We start from the raw sequence: 16,719 nt of genomic DNA, 5'->3' as shown, positions 1-16,719 counted from the left end.
CGCTGCCTTGCGCCAGACAAAAGCGCATGACCCAACACATGTTCGCGCCCCGCTCGCTGCTCTATGTTCCCGGCTCCAACGCGCGTGCGCTGGAAAAGGCAGGCGGGCTGGCCGCCGAGATGCTGATCATCGATCTGGAGGACGCGGTTCCCGCGGATCGCAAGGACGAAGCGCGCGCCGCGATGCGCGCCGCGGTGGCGGCGGGCTTTGCCGGCAAGCGCGTCGCGGTGCGGATCAACGGAGCCGGGACGGCGGAGCAGGCCGCCGACATCGATGCGGTCGCGGACCTGACGCTCGATGCGCTGGTGCTGCCCAAGGTCGATGCCCCCGCCGATCTTGATCCCGCGCGCGGGCTGGGGCTGCCGCTGCTGGCGATGATCGAGACGCCGACGGCCATCTACGCGGCGCGCGATATCGCCGCCGATCCGGCGGTCGCGGGGCTGATCGCGGGCTTGAACGACCTTGCGCATGAATTGAAACTGCCCGCCGGAATGGACCGCGGAGCGATGAGCCACGCGATTCAGGCGATCGTACTGGCGGCGCGCGCCGCCGGGGTGTGGGCGTTCGATGGCGTCTATAATGCGATCGACGATGCGGCGGGCTTTGCCGCCGAAGCGGACGAGGGGCGGCGGCTGGGGTTCGACGGCAAGTCGCTGATCCACCCGTCGCAGGTCGATCCGTGCAACGCCGCCTTTGCCCCATCGGCGCGCGAGATCGCCGCCGCCGAGGCGCTGGTCGCTGCGGCGACCGGGGGCGCACAGCGGCATGCGGGGCAGATGATCGAGGATATGCATGTCGCGGCGGCGCGGGCGCTGTTGGCACGGCGCTGAATATGTCCGTCATCCCGGCGAAGGCCGGGATGACGGCGGTACGTTAGGATGCGATGGTGAGACCCCGGCCTTCGCCGGGGTGACGAAGCCAGAATGGCAGCGCAACGCCCAACGGCATTTGTCGTTCGACGAAGGCGCCTTGCCTGACCGAAGCGGAAATGCCATGCGGCGGCGCCATGAAGATCATTCATTTCCGCGCCGCGATCGCGGCTGTAGCCCTTGTCGCCTCTGTCCCGTCTGCCGCGGTGGCCGCGCCTGCCAAGGCCGACCCGCCGGTTACTGAGGCGCAGCTTGCCGCGCACATCAAAGTGCTCGCCGACGACGCGTTCGAGGGGCGCGCGCCTGGGACCGACGGCGAGGATCGCACCATCGCCTATATCGTCGCTGAATGGGCCAAGGCCGGACTCGAAGCCGTGCCCGGCAGCACGACGCCGTGGTTGCAGCCGATCCCGTTCGTCGAAAGTCGCGCGGTCGGCGGCACCGCCAAGTTCAAGGTGAATGGTCGCGATTTCGCGATCGAGGATGACGGCATCATCCTGACCGGGCGCGAAGCGTCGGCGGCGCTGACCAATGTCCCCGCGGTGTTTGTCGGCTACGGGGTCGATGGCACGGGCAAGGTCAACGCCGATGTGGCCGGCAAGCTGGCGATCATGTTGTTCGACAATGCGCCGTTTGGCGACAAGCTGCCGCGGTATCGCGAGCGGCGCCAACTGCTTGCCGACGCGGGCGCTGCGGCGGTGCTGGTCATAGCGACCGACGCGGTGCCATGGGCGCAGCTGCGCGACAGCGCGGGCGCTACGTCGATGCGGCTCGCCGATGCCAAGCCCGCGGCGCCGGTCAGCGGCTTCCTGTCGCTCGAAGCCGCCGACGCGCTGCTCGCCAAGGCGGGTCAGGATGGCGGCGCGCTGCGGGAGGCGGCAAAGTCGCCCGACTATCGCGGCGTGGTACTGCCGGTCAGCGCCGATCTGACGACGCAGTCGGCGATCCGGCCCTTTATCAGCAACAATGTCATCGCAAAGCTGCCCGGCGCCAAGCCCGACGGCAAGGCGGTGCTGTTCCTTGGCCATTGGGATCATCTCGGCATTTGCGGCGACGAAGGCGACGCCGACCGGATCTGCAACGGCGCGGTCGACAATGCCAGCGGCATCGCAGTGCTGATCGAGGTTGCCAAGCGACTGGCGTCCGGCGCGCGTCCCGACCGCGACATTTATTTCCTGGCGACGACGGCCGAAGAAAAAGGCCTGCTGGGTGCGCGCTATTTTGCCGACCATCCGGTCGTCCCGCTCACCGACATCACCGTCGCGCTCAATGTCGACACGATCGCGATTTCGCCGCGCGGCACCCCGGTTGCGACGATCGGCCGCGGCAAGCCCGCCTATGACGCGGTGGTGCGCCAGGTGGCGACGAAGCTTGGCCGCAAGCTCGACGAGGATGGCGAGGCCGACGCCTTTATCCAGCGTCAGGACGGTTGGGCACTCGGCGCGAAGGGCGTGACGTCGCTGATGGTCGGCGGCAGCTTTTCGGACATGCCGCTGCTCGAAGCGTTTCTGAGCAGCGACTATCATGGGCCCAACGACAATTTCAGCGACAAGATCCCGCTCGGCGGCGCGGCGGAAGATGCCGACCTGCACGTCGGGCTGGGGCGGACGTTCGCCGATGTGAAGGCGTGGCCGGGGAAGTAAGCTTCGCCGAATAATGGCGGAATGATAGCGTCGCCCCCGCGAAGGCCGGGGCCGCTATCGGCCTTGCGTAAGGTTGCCAGCGGCCCCCGCCTTCGCGGGGGCGACGGTAAAAACTAAGCCGCCTGCTTCGCCCGCTCGCTCATTTCCTGATTGAGCATCTCGGCGAGCAGGAACGCCAGCTCCAGCGACTGCCCCGCATTCAGGCGCGGGTCGCAATGCGTGTGGTAGCGGTCGGCGAGGTCCATCTGTGTCACATCCATCGCGCCGCCGGTGCATTCGGTGACATTCTGGCCGGTCATCTCGATATGGATGCCGCCGCCATGCGTGCCCTCGGCGCGGTGGACGGCAAAGAAGCCGCGCACTTCGGCGAGGATACGCTCGAACGGGCGCGTCTTGTAGCCGGTCGAGGTCTTGATGACATTGCCGTGCATCGGGTCGCACGACCAGACGACGGGGTGGCCCGATTCCTTCACCGCGCGCACCAGCTTGGGCAGGTGCGCCTCGATCTTGTCATGGCCGTAACGCGTGATCAGCGTCATGCGCCCCGCGACATGATTGGGGTTGAGCGTGTCGAGCAGGCGCAGCAGCACGTCGGGCTCCAGGCTCGGCCCGCATTTCATGCCGACCGGATTGCCGATGCCGCGCAGAAACTCGATATGCGCCGATCCTTCGAAACGGGTGCGGTCGCCGACCCACAGGAAATGGCCCGACGTGTCGTACCAGCCGCCGGTCAGGCTGTCCTGCCGGGTGAGCGCCTGTTCATAGGGGAGCAGCAGCGCCTCGTGGCTCGTGTAGAAGCTGGTGCCCTTGATCTGCGGCACCGTTTCGGGGGTCACGCCGCACGCTTCCATGAAGGCAAGCGCTTCGGAAATCCGCGCGGCGGTTTCCTGATATTTCTTGGCCCACGGGCTGCGGTCCATGAAGTCGTGGGTCCAGGCGTTGACCTGGTGCAGATTGGCATAGCCCCCGTTCGCGAACGCGCGCAGCAGGTTCAGCGTCGCCGCCGACTGGTTATACGCCTTGACCATGCGCGCGGGGTCGGGTTCGCGGCCCGCTTCCTCGAACGCGATATCGTTGACGATGTCGCCGCGATAGCTCGGCAGTGACACGCCATCGACATCTTCCATGTCCGCCGAGCGCGGCTTGGCGAACTGGCCCGCCATGCGGCCGAGCTTCACCACCGGCATTTTCGAGGCGAAGGTCAGGACGACCGCCATCTGGAGCAGCACGCGAAAGGTGTCGCGGATATTGTTCGGATGAAATTCGGCAAAGCTTTCGGCGCAATCGCCGCCCTGCAGCAGGAACGCCTTGCCTTCGGCGACGCGGCCAAGGTCGGCGGTCAGGTCGCGCGCTTCGCCGGCAAAGACCAGCGGCGGATAATTGCTGAGCTCATGCTCGGCCGCCGCGAGCGCATCGGCGTCGCGATAGGTGGGCAGCTGGCGGGCGTCGTGCGAGCGCCAGCTATGCGGTTGCCAATTCTTCGTCATTTGCCTGTCTTCTTGTCCTCAAACCGGGCGCCGCCATGGCGCGAATGTCGCGTCGATGCAATCTATGCCAATTCGCGAACGATAAAATTAGCATTATCGTGACATTTGCGCACCTATGCTTTTCTTGGGGACCAAAAACTGATAGTTTGTTTCATGGTTTTGGAATGCAACCGGCGCATCCAAGGCATCTGGCTATCGGCGACGTTATGGATGCAACGACCCGATACCGGGTCTCCACGCAAAGCGACTGGCTATGGCGAATTTCGAGTCCGCATGGTTTGTATATGGGGCATTGCTGTTGCTGCTCGCGACCAGCTTTGTCGTGCGCATCGATTATGTCCGGATCGGGTTGGCCGCGGCAGCGCTGGTTGCGGTACCATTGGTTTTGTTCCGCGAACCCGACGTCGGCTATGGCATGCTCGTGCTCGCCATTCTGGTCGTCAACCTGGGCATTTTGGCGCGGCTGTGGCTGCGCCAGCGCCAGGTGAGCTTTTCGGCCGAGGAAGAGGCGCTGCGGCGCGAGCATTTCAACGGCCTCAATCCCGTGGCTGCGCGCGGGCTGATCGATCAGGGGCATTGGATTTCGGCAAAGCGCGGCGAAATTCTGATCCGCGAAAATCAGGCGGCGCCCAGCCTCTTCTATCTGGCCGAAGGACAGGCAGCGATTCTCCGCGATGGCACCGAGGTCGGCAAATTGACCGACGGCGCGCTGATCGGTGAAGCGACGGTGCTCGACGGCACCCACGCGACCGGCACCGTGCTGCTGGGCAGCAATGCGCGGTTGTGGTTCGTCCCCGCAGCGGCGCTGCGCGCCTATCTGGCGGCCAATCCCGCCATCGCGAGCACGCTGCACGAGGGTTTCGCGCGCGCGCTCCGCGGCAAATTGGCGAGCGCGAATACCCGGATCGCCGACCGGGCGCCGATCGTGTGAGAGTGATAACCGCCGCGACGCCTCGAACTTGTCATCGCGGCCTGCTAATCCCGCCGCCATGACGATGATTCTCTATGGCATTCCCAATTGCGACACGGTGAAAAAGGCGCGGCGCTGGCTCGACGAACAGGGTGTCGCGTACCGCTTTCATGATGTCCGCAAGGACGGGCTGGACGCTGAACGGCTGCAAGGCTGGATCGATGCGCTAGGCTGGGAAAAGCTGCTCAACAAGGCGGGCACGACGTTTCGCAAGCTGCCCGATGCGCAAAAGGACGGGCTCGATGCGGCATCGGCCAAGGCGCTGATGCTCGATCAACCGGCGATGATCCGCCGCCCGGTCGTCGATGCCGCGGGCGCGATCAGCGTCGGTTTTTCGCCCGCCGACTGGCAGGCGCGTTTTGCGGCATGATCCGCTGGCTGCTGGCGTCGCTCGCCGTGCCGCTGCTCGCCGGCTGCGCGGCTGATCCGGTGACGACGCAGCCGACCCTCGACGGCCAGCCGCCGATCGTCATCGCACACCGCGGCGCGTCGGGCGAGCGACCCGAGCATACGATCGCCGCCTACCGGCTGGCGATCGCGCAAGGTGCTGATTTCATCGAACCCGACCTGGTGCTGACCAAAGACGGCGTACTGGTCGCGCGGCACGAGAATGAGATTTCGGAGACCACCGACGTCGCCGATCGCGCCGAATTCGCCGACCGCAAGACGACCAAGACGATCGACGGTAGCGAGGTCAGCGGCTGGTTTACTGAGGACTTCACGCTCGCCGAACTCAAGACGCTGCGCGCGCGCGAACGGCTGCCGAAACTGCGCTCGACCGACTATGACGGCCAGTTCGATATTCCGACGTTCGAGGAAATCCTGGCGCTGCTGGCAGAGGTCAACCGCGGGCGCGACAAGCCGGTCGGCGTCTATCCCGAAACCAAGCATCCCAGCCATTTCATCGCGATCGGCCTGCCGCACGAAGCGCCGCTGCTCGCGCTGCTCGATCGCTTCGGCTATCGCGGGCGCAAGGCGCCGGTTTTCATCCAGAGTTTCGAAGTGCGGAACCTGATGGACCTGCGCGCCAAGAGCGATCTGCCGCTGATTCAGCTGATGGATAGCGAAGGTGGGCCACCCGATATGCCCGAAACCAGCTATGCCGTGATGGCGACGCCTGCGGGGCTGACGCGGATCGCCAGCTATGCCGACGGGATCGGCCCGAACAAGGCGATGGTGATCCCGCGCGCGGCGCTCGGCTCGCTTGGCGAACCGACCGGCCTGGTACGTGATGCGCATGCCGCAGGCCTGAAAGTCAACCCGTGGACGTTCCGGCGCGAGAATTATTTCCTGCCGCTCGGCGACAAGGGCGGGCTGAACCCGGCGGCGCATGGCGACCTGGGGGCGGAGGTCGCCGCCTATCTGGCGACCGGGATCGACGGTCTGTTCAGCGACAATGTGCGCGAGGCGGTGGCGGCAACGAAAGTGGCACAACGCTGAGCGTTCGCTAGTGACGGGTTGCGACCGGAACCAGCCGTCGCCCCCGCGAAGGCGGAGGCCGCTGGAGGTTTACGCAGCAGCGGAGAATAAGGCCGGTAGCGGCCCCCGCCTTCGCGGGGGCGACGGTCTATTGGAGTGCCCGCTTCCCACACCAAAGCTGCCCAAAACCCGGCCCGACGCCCCCGGGGAGAGGCGTGGGCCGGGCCGCGCGGCCGCGCTGTCTTCAATCGGTGCCATCGTCCCATTGGAACACCGCTTCGAGCGGCTTGCCGAACACATGGGCGATGCGAAACGCGACCTCCAGTGACGGCGAATATTTGCCCTGTTCGATCGCCGCGATCGTCTGGCGCGTCACGCCGACGCGCTCGCCAAGATCGCCCTGTGTCATCTCGCCCGCCAGAAAACGCAGGGTGCGGATGTCGTTGGTGAAGGGGAGCGCCATCGCTCAGCCGTCCCGGCGGTAGAGATAGAGCTGCGCGCCAATGCGAACCAATTCGGCTGACACGACCACAGCCAGCAAGGTGTTGAGCAAGGTCGGCATCGAATAGCCCGCAAAGATCATCCAGATGCATAGCCAGACGCCGAGGACAATCGGGTAATAGGCATAGTGAGTGCCGCGCCAATGGATTGCGCGCTCGCGTTCGTCCGCGGCGGCATGGGCCTCGCTCGGGCTGCGCGCAGCGATCACGCCGATGATGATCGACATCGCCACGATGATGCCGATGGTGACCACGGTCAGCAAGCTGCCGCTGGCCGCAATGTTTCCGGGGCCATGCGGCAGCGCCGTATGCAGGCGAAAGAAATACCAGCCAAAGGCCGCGATCATCACCACCAGTGCCACCCAATGTGTCTTTTCACGAAAGGTCATGCCTGCCACTCCATGTCATATGATTCGAACTTTATGTCTAATATTTTTAACATGGAGTCAATCACCAATGACATGGCCGGGCTTTGCCGCTTTCGCACCGCACCATAAGCCGCTAAGCCCGCATCCTATGTCCACGCTGCCCAAAACGCTCACCCTCGACACGTCCACCAGCCGCGCCAATCCGACGCCGCAGCCGATGAAGCGCCTGACGGTGCCGCGTATCCGCCAGCGCAAGGGTGGTGAGCCGATCGTCATGCTGACCGCCTATACGGTGCGTATGGCGCAGCTGCTCGACCCGCATTGCGACATGCTGCTGGTCGGCGATTCGCTGGCGCAGGTGATCTATGGCCTGCCGCATACGGTCGGCGTAACGATGGACATGATGGCGCTGCACGGCGCCGCGGTCGTGCGCGGCAGCTATCACGCCGCGGTGATCGTCGACATGCCGTTCGGCAGCTATGAGGGCAGCCCCGAACAGGCGTTCGACAATGCTGCGCGGCTGCTGAAGGAAACCGGCGCCGCCGCGGTGAAGGTCGAGGGCGGCAAGGTGCTGGCGCCGACGATCGAATTCCTGACCCAGCGCGGCATCCCGGTGATGGGCCATGTCGGGCTGACCCCGCAGGCGGTCAACATCCTCGGCGGTTATGGCGTGCGCGGCAAGAGCGAGGAAGAAGCCCGCTCGATCGTCGAGGATGCCGTTGCGGTGGCGCAGGCCGGGGCGTTTTCGATCGTGATCGAGGGCGTGCTCGAATCGATCGCGATCGAGATCACGAACAAGGTAGATTGCCCGACGATCGGGATCGGCGCGTCGGCACAGTGCGACGGGCAGGTGCTGGTCACCGACGACATGCTCGGCATGTTCGAACGCGTCCCGAAGTTCGTGAAGCGCTTCGGCAATATGGCGGGCGAGGTCGAAAGCGCGGTCAAGGACTATGCCGACGAAGTCAGGTCTCGTTCATTCCCGACCGAGGATCAGATCTACGCGGGCTGAGACGGCGCGCGGTACGGATCGAGGCACAGTGAATCGCTTGGCCTTTTTCCGCGCCGTCGCTAAGGAAGCCGCGGCCCCAGAGCCATGAATGACAAATGGAGGTTTGATTGGCCCTGAGCCCGACCAACGATGCCGCGCTGTTGCAAGAAGTCGACGAAGCCGTCCGCAAGGACCGGCTGGACACGATCGTGCAGCGCTATGGCCGCTGGATTTTCGGCGGGGTAATCGCCGCATTGCTGGCCTTCGGCGGTTATCTGTACTGGAACCATCGCCAGGACGCCGCGCGCGGGGAGCAGGCCGAAGAATTGATCGCCTCGTTCCAGAAACTGTCGACGAACCAGCCGCGTGCCGCCGCGGCCGAACTTGAAAAGATCGCGGCGGAGGGCGATCCCGCTTACCGCGCGGTCGCGATGATGCAGCAGGCAAATATCAAGGCGCAGGGCGGCGACCTGAAAGCCGCTGCCGCGCTGATGGCGAAAGTCGCTGCCGACACCAAGCTCGATCAGGCACTGCGCGACCTTGCGCTGATCCGCCAGACCGCGTTCGAATATGACAGTCTGAAACCCGAAGCGGTGATCGCGCGCATGAAGCCGCTGGTCGACGCCAAGGATCCCGTGTCGAGCTGGTTCGCCAGCGCCGCCGAATTGTCGGCGACCGCCCATTACCAACTCGGCCAATATGATCAGGCGGGCGCGCTTTATGGCCGCATCGCCAAATCGCCCGGCGTTGCCAAGTCTCTGCAGTCACGGTCGGTGCAGATGGCGGGCATGCTCGGCGTCGATGCGGTCGCCGACCGCGCGGACGAAAGCGCCGCAGAAGACCAGAAAGGCAATGCCGCGCCGAAGGCAGCGGCAGCCGCCCCAGTTGAGGAAGCCAATTAATATGCGGAAGACGCGTTACGGATTCTATGCGGCGCTGCTGGCGCTGCCGCTCGCGGGTTGCGGCGTGCTGAAGGGCGACGGCGGCCCGAAGACGCCGACCGTCGGCGAGCGGGTGTCGATCCTGTCGAACGACAATAGCATCAAGGTTGATCCGGCAACCGCGGCGATCGCCGTCGTCCTGCCCGAACCCGCGGTCAACGCCGCCTGGGCGCAGTCGGGCGGTAACGCATCGAAATCGATGGGCCACCCGGCGCTCGGCGCGACGCGCAGCAAGCTGTGGCAGGCGAATATCGCGGGCAGCAACAAGAAGCAGCGGCTGGCCGCTTCGCCGGTGATTGCCGATAACCGCCTGTTTGCGGTCGACACCGAAGCGGTCGTTCAGGCGTTTGCCGCCGACACCGGGGCGCCGCTGTGGCGCACCTCGATCGGCAGCACGGGCAAGGATTTTAAGGATTCGCTGTTCGGCGGCGGTGCCGGGGTCGATGGCAATGTCGTCTATGCGACCAGCGGCGTCGGCGATGTTGCGGCGCTGAATGCCGCCGACGGATCGGTGATCTGGAAGGTGAAGCCCGCAGGGCCGCTGCGCGGCGCGCCGACGATTGCCTTTGGCGGCGTTTATGTGATCAGCCAGGACAACCAGATCATCGCGCTGAATGCCGCGAACGGAGCGGTGCTGTGGCAGGCGACCGCGTCGCTCGAACCGGGCAGCGTGTTCGGGGCGGCGTCGCCCGCGGCGGGGCAAGGGACGATCGTCGCCGGTTATTCGTCGGGCGAAGTCCAGGCCTATCGGTACGAAAATGGTCGCGACCTGTGGGAAGATGCGCTGGCGCGCACGTCGATGGCGCTGTCGGTTTCGACGCTGACCGACGTCGATGCCGACCCGGTCGTCGATAATGGCCGCGTCTTTGCGCTGGGCCAGGGCGGCCGCATGGCAAGCTATGAGCTGCTCACCGGCCAGCGCAGCTGGGAAATCTCGATCGCGGGTATTTCGACGCCTTATGTGGTCGGCGAATGGGTCTATGCGATGACCGACGACGGCAAGCTGCTGTGCGTCGCGCGCACGACCGGCAAGGTGCGCTGGCTGCAACAGCTCGCGCGCTTCCGCGTCGAAACCGAAAAGAAGAAGAAGGACCCGATCCGCTGGACCGGGCCGATCCTGGCCGGTGGCCGCCTGATCGCGGTCAACAGCGAGGGGATGCTGCAGGAATTCTCGCCGACCGACGGCTCGCTGCTCGGATCGACCGAATTCAAATCGTCGCTGTCGCAGGCGCCGGTGGTGGCGAACAATATTTTGTATATTTTGGCGGACGACGGGCAGATCACGGCCTGGCGCTGACAAGCGTCCGGGCCGGGGCGGCCCGGCGTAACAACAGGGATTTAGGGCCAGACCCTGCTCATAACGCCGCCGAGGTTTGAGGCGATTTTGTTCAGGGCTAGGAGGCGAGGCGCTGGCATATTGGAATATTCCAAGCCGCGCCGACGCAGCCGTGGACAAAATCGGTCAAATCCCGCAGGGACAGCGAAATGGCTTCGATCTCAAACATAAATGTCCTTGGACATAGCACCACTATGCCTGTCGGACATTTATGTCTGATATCTTCGCCATTTCGCTGCCTCGACGGCGTTATGAGCAGGGTCTGGCCCTAACATGTCGCGATTCGCGACGATCGCCATTGTCGGCCGCCCGAATGTGGGCAAATCGACGCTGTTCAACCGGCTGGTCGGCAAGCGGCTGGCGCTGGTCGACGACCAGCCCGGGGTGACGCGCGACCGGCGTGAGGGCGATGCCAATCTGCTCGGGCTGGAATTTCGCATCGTTGATACCGCAGGGTTCGAGGATGAGGACGCTGCGACGCTGCCCGGACGGATGCGTGTCCAGACCGAAAAGGCGGTGCGCGAGGCCGATGCCGCGCTGTTCATGATCGACGGCCGCGCCGGGGTCACGCCGCTGGACGAGGAAATCGCGCGCTGGCTGCGCAGCGAGGACACGCCGATCATCCTGCTGGTCAACAAGGCCGAGGGCAAGCAGGGCGAGAATGGCTTGATGGAAAGTTATTCGCTCGGCTTCGACAATCCGATCGCGCTCAGCGCCGAGCATGGCGAGGGCGTCGTCGACCTGTTCGACGCGCTGCGCCCGATCGTCGAGCCGTTCGATGAAATCGAAAAAGAGGTTGCCGCCGACAGCGATGACGAGGATGCCCCGCTCGGCCCGATGAAGCTGGCGATTGTCGGACGCCCCAACGCCGGCAAGTCGACGCTGATCAACCGGATGATCGGCGAAGACCGACTGATCACCGGCCCGGAGGCAGGGATCACCCGCGATTCGATCCGCGTCGACTGGCAATGGGAAAATGACGGCGAGGTTCACGAAATCCAGCTGTTCGACACCGCGGGCATGCGCAAGCGTGCCAAGGTGGTCGACAAGCTCGAGAAATTGTCGGTCGCCGACGCGCTCCATGCGGTCGATTTTGCCGAGGTTGTCGTGCTGCTGCTCGATGCGACCAAGGGGCTGGAGGCGCAAGACCTGCGTATCGCCGACCGGGTGCTGCAAGAAGGCCGCGCGCTGATCGTCGCGCTCAACAAATGGGATGTTGCCGAGGAGGCGTCGGCGCTGTTCAACGGTGTGCGAAACGCGCTCGACGATGGGCTCAGCCAGGTCAAGGGCGTCCCCGTGCTCACTATTTCGGGCGCAACGGGGAAGGGTATCGACACATTGGTGCGTGTCGCGTTCGAACAGCGGGCGATCTGGACGAACCGCGTTTCGACGGCAAAGCTCAACCGCTGGTTCGAAACGGCTGTCGAGAATAATCCGCCGCCTGCACCGGGCGGCAAACGCATCAAGCTGCGCTACATCACCCAGGCGCGGACACGGCCGCCGACCTTTGTCGTGTTCGGCACGCGGACCGATAGCCTGCCGGGCAGCTACACCCGTTATCTGGTCAACGGCATGCGCAAGGAACTGGGCTTCCAGGGCGTGCCCGTGCGGCTCAACTTCCGCAATTCGCGCAACCCCTATGACGATTAAAGCGTCGGCGCTGGTCGTCGATGCGCGGGGGATGCGCTGCCCCTGGCCCGCGCTGCGGCTGGCGCGCGCAATGCGCGAATCTGCCGACGTACAGTTGATCGCCGATGATCCGCAGGCCGGGCGCGAAGTGGCGGCGCTGGCCGCCGAACATGGCTGGACGGTCGAGGTCGAGGCGGCGGCCGACGATGCCCAGTGCTGGCGTGTGCGTCGCCGCTGACCCAAAATGGGGTGGCTTTGGTGGCAAAGGCCCGCCGTCGTAACGTCTTTTTTACCCAAACTGGGCATGTGTCGGGCGGGACCACGACCGAATTTGAATACCAAGGGACACGACATTGGACGAAGTGCTGGTCGATTGGGATGAATTCCGCGCCACGCGCACCCAGCTGGGCGCCGCGTTTGTCCGGATTCTGGGCTATTTTCGCGAAGACGGCACCAAATCGGTGGCGGCGATCGAGGACGCGATGCGCGCCCGCGACGCACGCGGGCTGGTCATGCCCGCGCATACGCTGAAAAGTGAAGCGCGCCAGTTCGGCGGCGAAAGACTGGGTGCGGTCGCCGAGGACATCGAAATGTTCGCGCGCCACTGTGTCGAAAGTCAGATCAGCCCCGAGGAATATCTGCCGCGCGTCGTCGAACTGCGCAAACTGTTCGAAGAAACGCTGAGCGCGCTGGAGCGCGAGGCCAATCCGCTGGTCCAACGCCGCCCGACCGGGTTCGGCCGCGCGGTCGGTTACTGAACCGGCGGCGCTTTCCGTATCGGCTGAACCGCACCGCGCGACAGGCTGCGCCACAGCCATTCGAACGGGCCATAGTGAAAACGGTCGAGCCAGGGTTTCGACCACAGCAGCATTAGCGCCCACATGCCGAAGCAGAAAAGATAGAGCGCAGCGCGCCCGACGCTGCCGAACAGCCCCAGCCCATAGCCGTAAAAGATTGTCGTCATCACGATCGAGGTGACGAGATAGTTGGTGAACGCCATGCGGCCCGCGGCGGCGAGCCGCTCGCGCACAGCGTTGCTGGCCACCGACTTGATCAAGAGCATGATCAGCGCAATCCAGCCGACCGTCATCAGCGTGTCAAAGGGGATCGATAGCGCGAGCGACGCGCCGAAAATCGCCACCGCATCATAGCCTGAGCGCATCTGGTACAGCGCCAGCATGACCAGCGGCGGAATCGCGATCAGGAAGCAGGCGATCGCCCATTTGCGATAGCGCGCGATCGGCCAGTCGCCGGTCAGCATCCGCGATTTGAACAGCGCCATGCCGATCAGCATCAGCCCCATCGCCTCCCACAGGAACATGCCGACGAAATAGAGCGGATCGCCCTCCATCGCGCTGGTGCGATGTCCGACAATGCTGGCGTAGCTGCCGAGGTAGAGCGCTGTCTCTTTGCCATAGGTCGGCGTCGACGGACCCATATCGGCGTTCATCTGCCGCAGCGCTTCCTGCATCCCTGCCGCGGCCTCGGCAGGAAGCCCACCAGCCTGCGCCATCGACAACATGGCCCACAGGCTCGCCGGCAAGCCGATCCCGACAAGGAAAAACGGCAGCGACCAGAGCAGCAGCGCCTTTGCCGACAGGTTACGGAACAGGAACAGCAGCAGCCCGCAAATCGCATAGAGGAACAGAATGTCGCCGAACCAGACCAGATAGAAATGCGCGAGGCCGAACAGCGCCAGCCAGAACATGCGCGAATAATGGGCACCGGCGGGATTGCGCCCGGCCATCGCCGCGCTGTCGATCACCAGCAGCGTGCTGGCACCGAACAGCAGCGAAAACATCCCGCGCATCTTGGAATCGACAAAGACGAAATTGAAGAACCAGGTCGCGAGGTCGATGTCGCTCGGCGGCCCGCCCGCGGCAGGATTGGAATAGGCCGGAAAGGGGAGCGCAAAGGCAACGATGTTCATCGCCAGAATGCCCATCACCGCAACCCCGCGGATGGCGTCGAGCGAGACGAGGCGGCCGGGCAAAACGGGTTGATCTTCGCGCACGCCGCTCTCCATCTGTACTAGTTCTATACTACAGCCAGGTGGTGATCTGGTCGAGCGGCTTTTTCCGTGTCGCATAGACGGGAACGGTGGCGTCGGGCGCGGGGTGGCCGGTCACGATCAGCATCAGCGGCTTTTCGTCGGCAGGGCGCCCGCAAATCTCGCGCAGGAAACCCATTGGCGACGGCGTGTGGGTCAAGGTCGCGAGCCCCGCGCTGTGCAGCGCGGTGAGCAGCAGGCCGCAAGCGATGCCGACGCTTTCGGTGACGTAGTAATTTTGCCGTGTGTCGCCGGGTCCGATGCCGCCGCGCCGCTGTCCGAACACGACGATCAGCCAGGGCGCGACATCGAGAAAGCCCTTGTCCTCGTCGGTCCCCAGCGGCGCGAGCGCCTCCAGCCATTCCTGTCCTGCCCGGCTCGCATAGAATTCGCGCTCCTCGGCTTCCGCGGCCATGCGGATCTGGTGCTTGATGGCGGGGCTCGAAACCGCGGCGAAGTGCCACGGCTGGTGGTTGGCGCCGCTCGGCGCAGTTCCGGCGGCGGCGATTGCGGCTTCGATCACTGCGCGCGGCACCGGGGTATCGGCGAACATTCGGCACGTCCGACGCGCCGCGACATGATTGCGAAACGCCTCCGCTGCGGCGACGCGGTCGGCGTCGGTGATCGAGGGCAGGGCGGTATAGGGGATGGTGGCGTGTGGTTTCATGATCGACGGTCTATCGTCGATGCGACGATCTCGCCAGCGTCCGTTTACCGTCTATTGACATTTGTGTCAGTAGTGCTATCTGACGATCCGCAACCGACCCTAACGAGACCCGCCATGACCCCGACCATCTTCTCCCACCCCGACCGCAAGATGCCGACCTTTCGCCCGTTCAAGGCGCTGTCGCATTTTCGCAAGCTGATCAAGGACAAGGAAGACACCGAACAGGTGTTCCACATCTTTGAAAGCCTGCCGCGCAAGGGCTTCATGGATGACGCGCGCGCTTTTGTCGAAAGCGAGAAGGGTCGCCAGTTGATGGCGAGCGAACCCTATCTGCCCGACCTGCTCGACGATCATGCGTGGATCGATGCGCTGCCCGAGGGCAGCGTTGGTCACGCCTATGTCACCTTCATGCGCCGCGAAGGGCTGTCGGCGGCGGGTCTGGTGGCCGAGGCCGACAAGATGGGCCGTCCGAAATTCGACGATCAGGTGCAATGGTATGCCAATCGCCTGCGCGACACGCATGATTTGTTCCACATCCTGACCGGCTATGGCCGTGATGCGCTGGGCGAACAGTGCGTGCTGGGCTTCACCTATGGCCAGACCGGAAATTACGGCAATTTCTTCATCGCCTATGCCGGCGGTTACGAGGTGAAGCGCAGCGTCAAGGCCAATGCCCCCGTGTTCGGCGCGATCCGCCAGGGGCAGCGCCATGGCAAGGCGGCGAAGGCCATCATCGAACAGGACATCCGCGCGCTGCTCGCCGAGCCGCTCGACGCCGCCCGCGCGCGGCTGGGGATCGGCGAGCCGACGCTGTATCAGGAAGCGCATCGCGCTTACCGCAGCCGCGGTATCGATCCGTATAATTTCCTCGCGGCGCCGCAGGCGATGGCGGCCTGAACCAGATCCTCCCTGTCGCGCAGCGATGGGGAAGGGGACCGGTCATCGCAGATCAGTGGTGGGGGGCCGCGCCGTTGGCGCCAAAGCCCCTCCGTCAGCGCTTCGCGCCGCCACCTCCCCATCGCTGCGCGACAGGGAGGATGTCAGCCCGCCAGCTTGGCGATCAGCGCCTGTGCCGCCGCTGGGTTGCGCACCTTCGCGCCCGAAATGAAGAAGAGAAAGACGTCGCGGTCACCCTTGGCCCAGTCTTTTGCCTGGGCCGCCCAACGGTCTAGCGCCTTGTTGTCATAGCCCGTCTCGACATCCTCCTGACTGCGCTGGAGCCGGGCATAGGTGAAGTCGGCGGTCTGTTCATCGATGCACGGAAATTCGTCGCTGTCGGCGAACACAACCGCCACGTTGCGCTCGCGCGCCAGGTCGATGAACGCCGGGTCGCGAAAGCTTTCGTGGCGGACCTCGATCGCGTGGCGGAGCGGCAGGCCGTCCTGGCGGTCGGGCAGCAGGTCGAGGAAGCTGGCGAAATCGTCGCGGTCGAACTTCTTCGTCGCCATGAACTGCCAATGGATCGGGCCAAGCCGGTCGCCGAGCCGCGTCAGCCCCTGCGTCAGGAATTTTTCGATCGAACCGGCGCCCTCGGCGAGCACCCTGCGGTTGGTGCAAAAACGTGACGCCTTGACGCTGAACTTGAAGCCGTCGGGAACCGCCGCCGCCCAGCCTGCAAACGTCTCGGGCTTCTGGCTGCTGTAATAGGTGCCGTTGATCTCGATCCCGGTCAGGTGCTGGCCGGCATATTCGAGTTCGCGTTTCTGCGGGTGCTTGGGCGGGTAAAAGGTGCCGCGCCAGGGTTCGTAGGTCCAGCCGCCGATGCCGATGTGGATGGTCATAAATTGTCACCTATCCCGTTCGTGCTGAGCCTGTCGAAGCACCGTTCTTTCCTAGCCACGGCTAAAGA

18 protein-coding genes are annotated in these 16,719 nt (G+C 64.7%); 12 read left to right on the top strand and 6 right to left on the bottom strand.

The features are described from left to right. The first annotated feature begins 26 nt into the window (after positions 1–26). Positions 27–830, top strand: coding sequence for an HpcH/HpaI aldolase/citrate lyase family protein (locus FFS18_RS05645; protein ID WP_137870117.1), 804 nt, complete (start codon positions 27–29; stop codon positions 828–830). A gap of 176 nt (positions 831–1,006) precedes the next feature. Further along, entirely contained in the window at positions 1,007–2,512 is a 1,506-nt protein-coding gene (locus FFS18_RS05640) for a M28 family peptidase (RefSeq protein ID WP_249340317.1), read from the top strand. Positions 2,513–2,625: 113 nt separating this feature from the next. On the opposite strand, the gene FFS18_RS05635 is transcribed toward FFS18_RS05640, so the two are convergent. Next, entirely contained in the window at positions 2,626–3,999 is a 1,374-nt protein-coding gene (locus FFS18_RS05635) for a class II 3-deoxy-7-phosphoheptulonate synthase (protein WP_137870115.1), read from the bottom strand. 292 nt (positions 4,000–4,291) lie between these two features. Here FFS18_RS05635 and FFS18_RS05630 point away from each other — a divergent pair, with 292 nt between their 5' ends. Genes FFS18_RS05630 through FFS18_RS05620 form a run of 3 tightly spaced genes read left to right on the top strand, consistent with a single transcriptional unit; the run spans position 4,292 to position 6,409 of the window. After that, a complete protein-coding gene (locus FFS18_RS05630) occupies positions 4,292–4,930 on the top strand; it encodes a Crp/Fnr family transcriptional regulator (protein ID WP_249340316.1) in 639 nt (212 codons plus the stop codon). A gap of 58 nt (positions 4,931–4,988) precedes the next feature. Then, a complete protein-coding gene (locus tag FFS18_RS05625; protein WP_137870114.1) occupies positions 4,989–5,339 on the top strand; it encodes an ArsC family reductase in 351 nt (116 codons plus the stop codon). Further along, positions 5,336–6,409, top strand: coding sequence for a glycerophosphodiester phosphodiesterase (locus FFS18_RS05620; RefSeq protein ID WP_137870113.1), 1,074 nt, complete (start codon positions 5,336–5,338; stop codon positions 6,407–6,409). Before FFS18_RS05625 ends, FFS18_RS05620 begins: the two co-directional genes overlap by 4 nt. A gap of 223 nt (positions 6,410–6,632) precedes the next feature. On the opposite strand, the gene FFS18_RS05615 is transcribed toward FFS18_RS05620, so the two are convergent. After that, a complete protein-coding gene (locus FFS18_RS05615) occupies positions 6,633–6,851 on the bottom strand; it encodes a helix-turn-helix transcriptional regulator (RefSeq protein WP_137870112.1) in 219 nt (72 codons plus the stop codon). 3 nt (positions 6,852–6,854) lie between these two features. Continuing rightward, positions 6,855–7,277, bottom strand: coding sequence for a hypothetical protein (locus tag FFS18_RS05610; RefSeq protein WP_137870111.1), 423 nt, complete (start codon positions 7,275–7,277; stop codon positions 6,855–6,857). A 127-nt stretch (positions 7,278–7,404) separates the two neighbouring features. On the opposite strand from FFS18_RS05610, the gene panB reads away from it, so the two are divergent. The 6 genes from panB (at position 7,405) to FFS18_RS05580 (ending at position 12,911) form a co-directional block, all read left to right on the top strand. Further along, complete coding sequence (panB, locus tag FFS18_RS05605) at positions 7,405–8,268, top strand: 3-methyl-2-oxobutanoate hydroxymethyltransferase (RefSeq protein WP_120215461.1); 864 nt, start codon at positions 7,405–7,407, stop codon at positions 8,266–8,268. 107 nt (positions 8,269–8,375) lie between these two features. Then, on the top strand, positions 8,376–9,149 hold the full coding sequence (locus FFS18_RS05600; protein ID WP_120215462.1) for a tetratricopeptide repeat protein: 774 nt from the start codon (positions 8,376–8,378) through the stop codon (positions 9,147–9,149). Between the two features lies 1 nt (position 9,150). Continuing rightward, positions 9,151–10,485, top strand: a complete 1,335-nt coding sequence (locus FFS18_RS05595; RefSeq protein ID WP_120215463.1) for an outer membrane protein assembly factor BamB family protein — start codon at positions 9,151–9,153, stop codon at positions 10,483–10,485. 312 nt (positions 10,486–10,797) lie between these two features. Then, complete coding sequence (der, locus tag FFS18_RS05590; protein WP_137870110.1) at positions 10,798–12,174, top strand: ribosome biogenesis GTPase Der; 1,377 nt, start codon at positions 10,798–10,800, stop codon at positions 12,172–12,174. Next, complete coding sequence (locus tag FFS18_RS05585) at positions 12,164–12,391, top strand: sulfurtransferase TusA family protein (RefSeq protein ID WP_137870109.1); 228 nt, start codon at positions 12,164–12,166, stop codon at positions 12,389–12,391. Before der ends, FFS18_RS05585 begins: the two co-directional genes overlap by 11 nt. 115 nt (positions 12,392–12,506) lie before the next feature. After that, on the top strand, positions 12,507–12,911 hold the full coding sequence (locus FFS18_RS05580) for an Hpt domain-containing protein (RefSeq protein ID WP_171005243.1): 405 nt from the start codon (positions 12,507–12,509) through the stop codon (positions 12,909–12,911). Here the strand turns inward: FFS18_RS05580 and FFS18_RS05575 are convergent. Both FFS18_RS05575 and FFS18_RS05570 read right to left on the bottom strand, forming a co-directional pair. After that, positions 12,905–14,167 (bottom strand): DUF418 domain-containing protein, encoded by a 1,263-nt coding sequence (locus FFS18_RS05575; RefSeq protein WP_249340315.1) that lies wholly within the window; start codon positions 14,165–14,167, stop codon positions 12,905–12,907. The genes FFS18_RS05580 and FFS18_RS05575 overlap by 7 nt on opposite strands. A 28-nt stretch (positions 14,168–14,195) precedes the next feature. After that, positions 14,196–14,870, bottom strand: a complete 675-nt coding sequence (locus FFS18_RS05570; protein WP_137870107.1) for a nitroreductase family protein — start codon at positions 14,868–14,870, stop codon at positions 14,196–14,198. Positions 14,871–14,984: 114 nt separating this feature from the next. On the opposite strand from FFS18_RS05570, the gene FFS18_RS05565 reads away from it, so the two are divergent. Beyond that, positions 14,985–15,767, top strand: a complete 783-nt coding sequence (locus FFS18_RS05565; RefSeq protein ID WP_235957641.1) for a Coq4 family protein — start codon at positions 14,985–14,987, stop codon at positions 15,765–15,767. Positions 15,768–15,910: 143 nt separating this feature from the next. Here FFS18_RS05565 and FFS18_RS05560 read toward each other — a convergent pair whose 3' ends face one another. Then, positions 15,911–16,651, bottom strand: a complete 741-nt coding sequence (locus FFS18_RS05560; RefSeq protein WP_137870106.1) for a DUF72 domain-containing protein — start codon at positions 16,649–16,651, stop codon at positions 15,911–15,913. Positions 16,652–16,719: the final 68 nt, after the last annotated feature.

This window comes from Sphingopyxis sp. 2PD (genome assembly GCF_005503695.1).
In the GTDB taxonomy this organism is placed as follows: domain Bacteria; phylum Pseudomonadota; class Alphaproteobacteria; order Sphingomonadales; family Sphingomonadaceae; genus Sphingopyxis.
Note: the sequence above shows the minus strand (reverse complement) of the source record. Positions and strands in the feature narration are given on the sequence as shown.

What these genes read in the sequence shown, in the direction of transcription:
- FFS18_RS05640 (WP_249340317.1), top strand. Translation starts at nt 1,007, where the DNA reads ATGAAGATCATTCATTTCCGCGCCGCGATCGCGGCTGTAGCCCTTGTC.
- FFS18_RS05625 (WP_137870114.1), top strand. Translation starts at nt 4,989, where the DNA reads ATGACGATGATTCTCTATGGCATTCCCAATTGCGACACGGTGAAAAAG.
- der (WP_137870110.1), top strand. Translation starts at nt 10,798, where the DNA reads ATGTCGCGATTCGCGACGATCGCCATTGTCGGCCGCCCGAATGTGGGC.
- FFS18_RS05585 (WP_137870109.1), top strand. Translation starts at nt 12,164, where the DNA reads ATGACGATTAAAGCGTCGGCGCTGGTCGTCGATGCGCGGGGGATGCGC.
- FFS18_RS05565 (WP_235957641.1), top strand. Translation starts at nt 14,985, where the DNA reads ATGACCCCGACCATCTTCTCCCACCCCGACCGCAAGATGCCGACCTTT.
- FFS18_RS05645 (WP_137870117.1), top strand. Translation starts at nt 27, where the DNA reads ATGACCCAACACATGTTCGCGCCCCGCTCGCTGCTCTATGTTCCCGGC.
- FFS18_RS05615 (WP_137870112.1), bottom strand. Translation starts at nt 6,851, where the DNA reads ATGGCGCTCCCCTTCACCAACGACATCCGCACCCTGCGTTTTCTGGCG.
- FFS18_RS05560 (WP_137870106.1), bottom strand. Translation starts at nt 16,651, where the DNA reads ATGACCATCCACATCGGCATCGGCGGCTGGACCTACGAACCCTGGCGC.
- FFS18_RS05570 (WP_137870107.1), bottom strand. Translation starts at nt 14,870, where the DNA reads ATGAAACCACACGCCACCATCCCCTATACCGCCCTGCCCTCGATCACC.
- panB (WP_120215461.1), top strand. Translation starts at nt 7,405, where the DNA reads ATGTCCACGCTGCCCAAAACGCTCACCCTCGACACGTCCACCAGCCGC.
- FFS18_RS05610 (WP_137870111.1), bottom strand. Translation starts at nt 7,277, where the DNA reads ATGACCTTTCGTGAAAAGACACATTGGGTGGCACTGGTGGTGATGATC.
- FFS18_RS05620 (WP_137870113.1), top strand. Translation starts at nt 5,336, where the DNA reads ATGATCCGCTGGCTGCTGGCGTCGCTCGCCGTGCCGCTGCTCGCCGGC.
- FFS18_RS05595 (WP_120215463.1), top strand. Translation starts at nt 9,151, where the DNA reads ATGCGGAAGACGCGTTACGGATTCTATGCGGCGCTGCTGGCGCTGCCG.
- FFS18_RS05635 (WP_137870115.1), bottom strand. Translation starts at nt 3,999, where the DNA reads ATGACGAAGAATTGGCAACCGCATAGCTGGCGCTCGCACGACGCCCGC.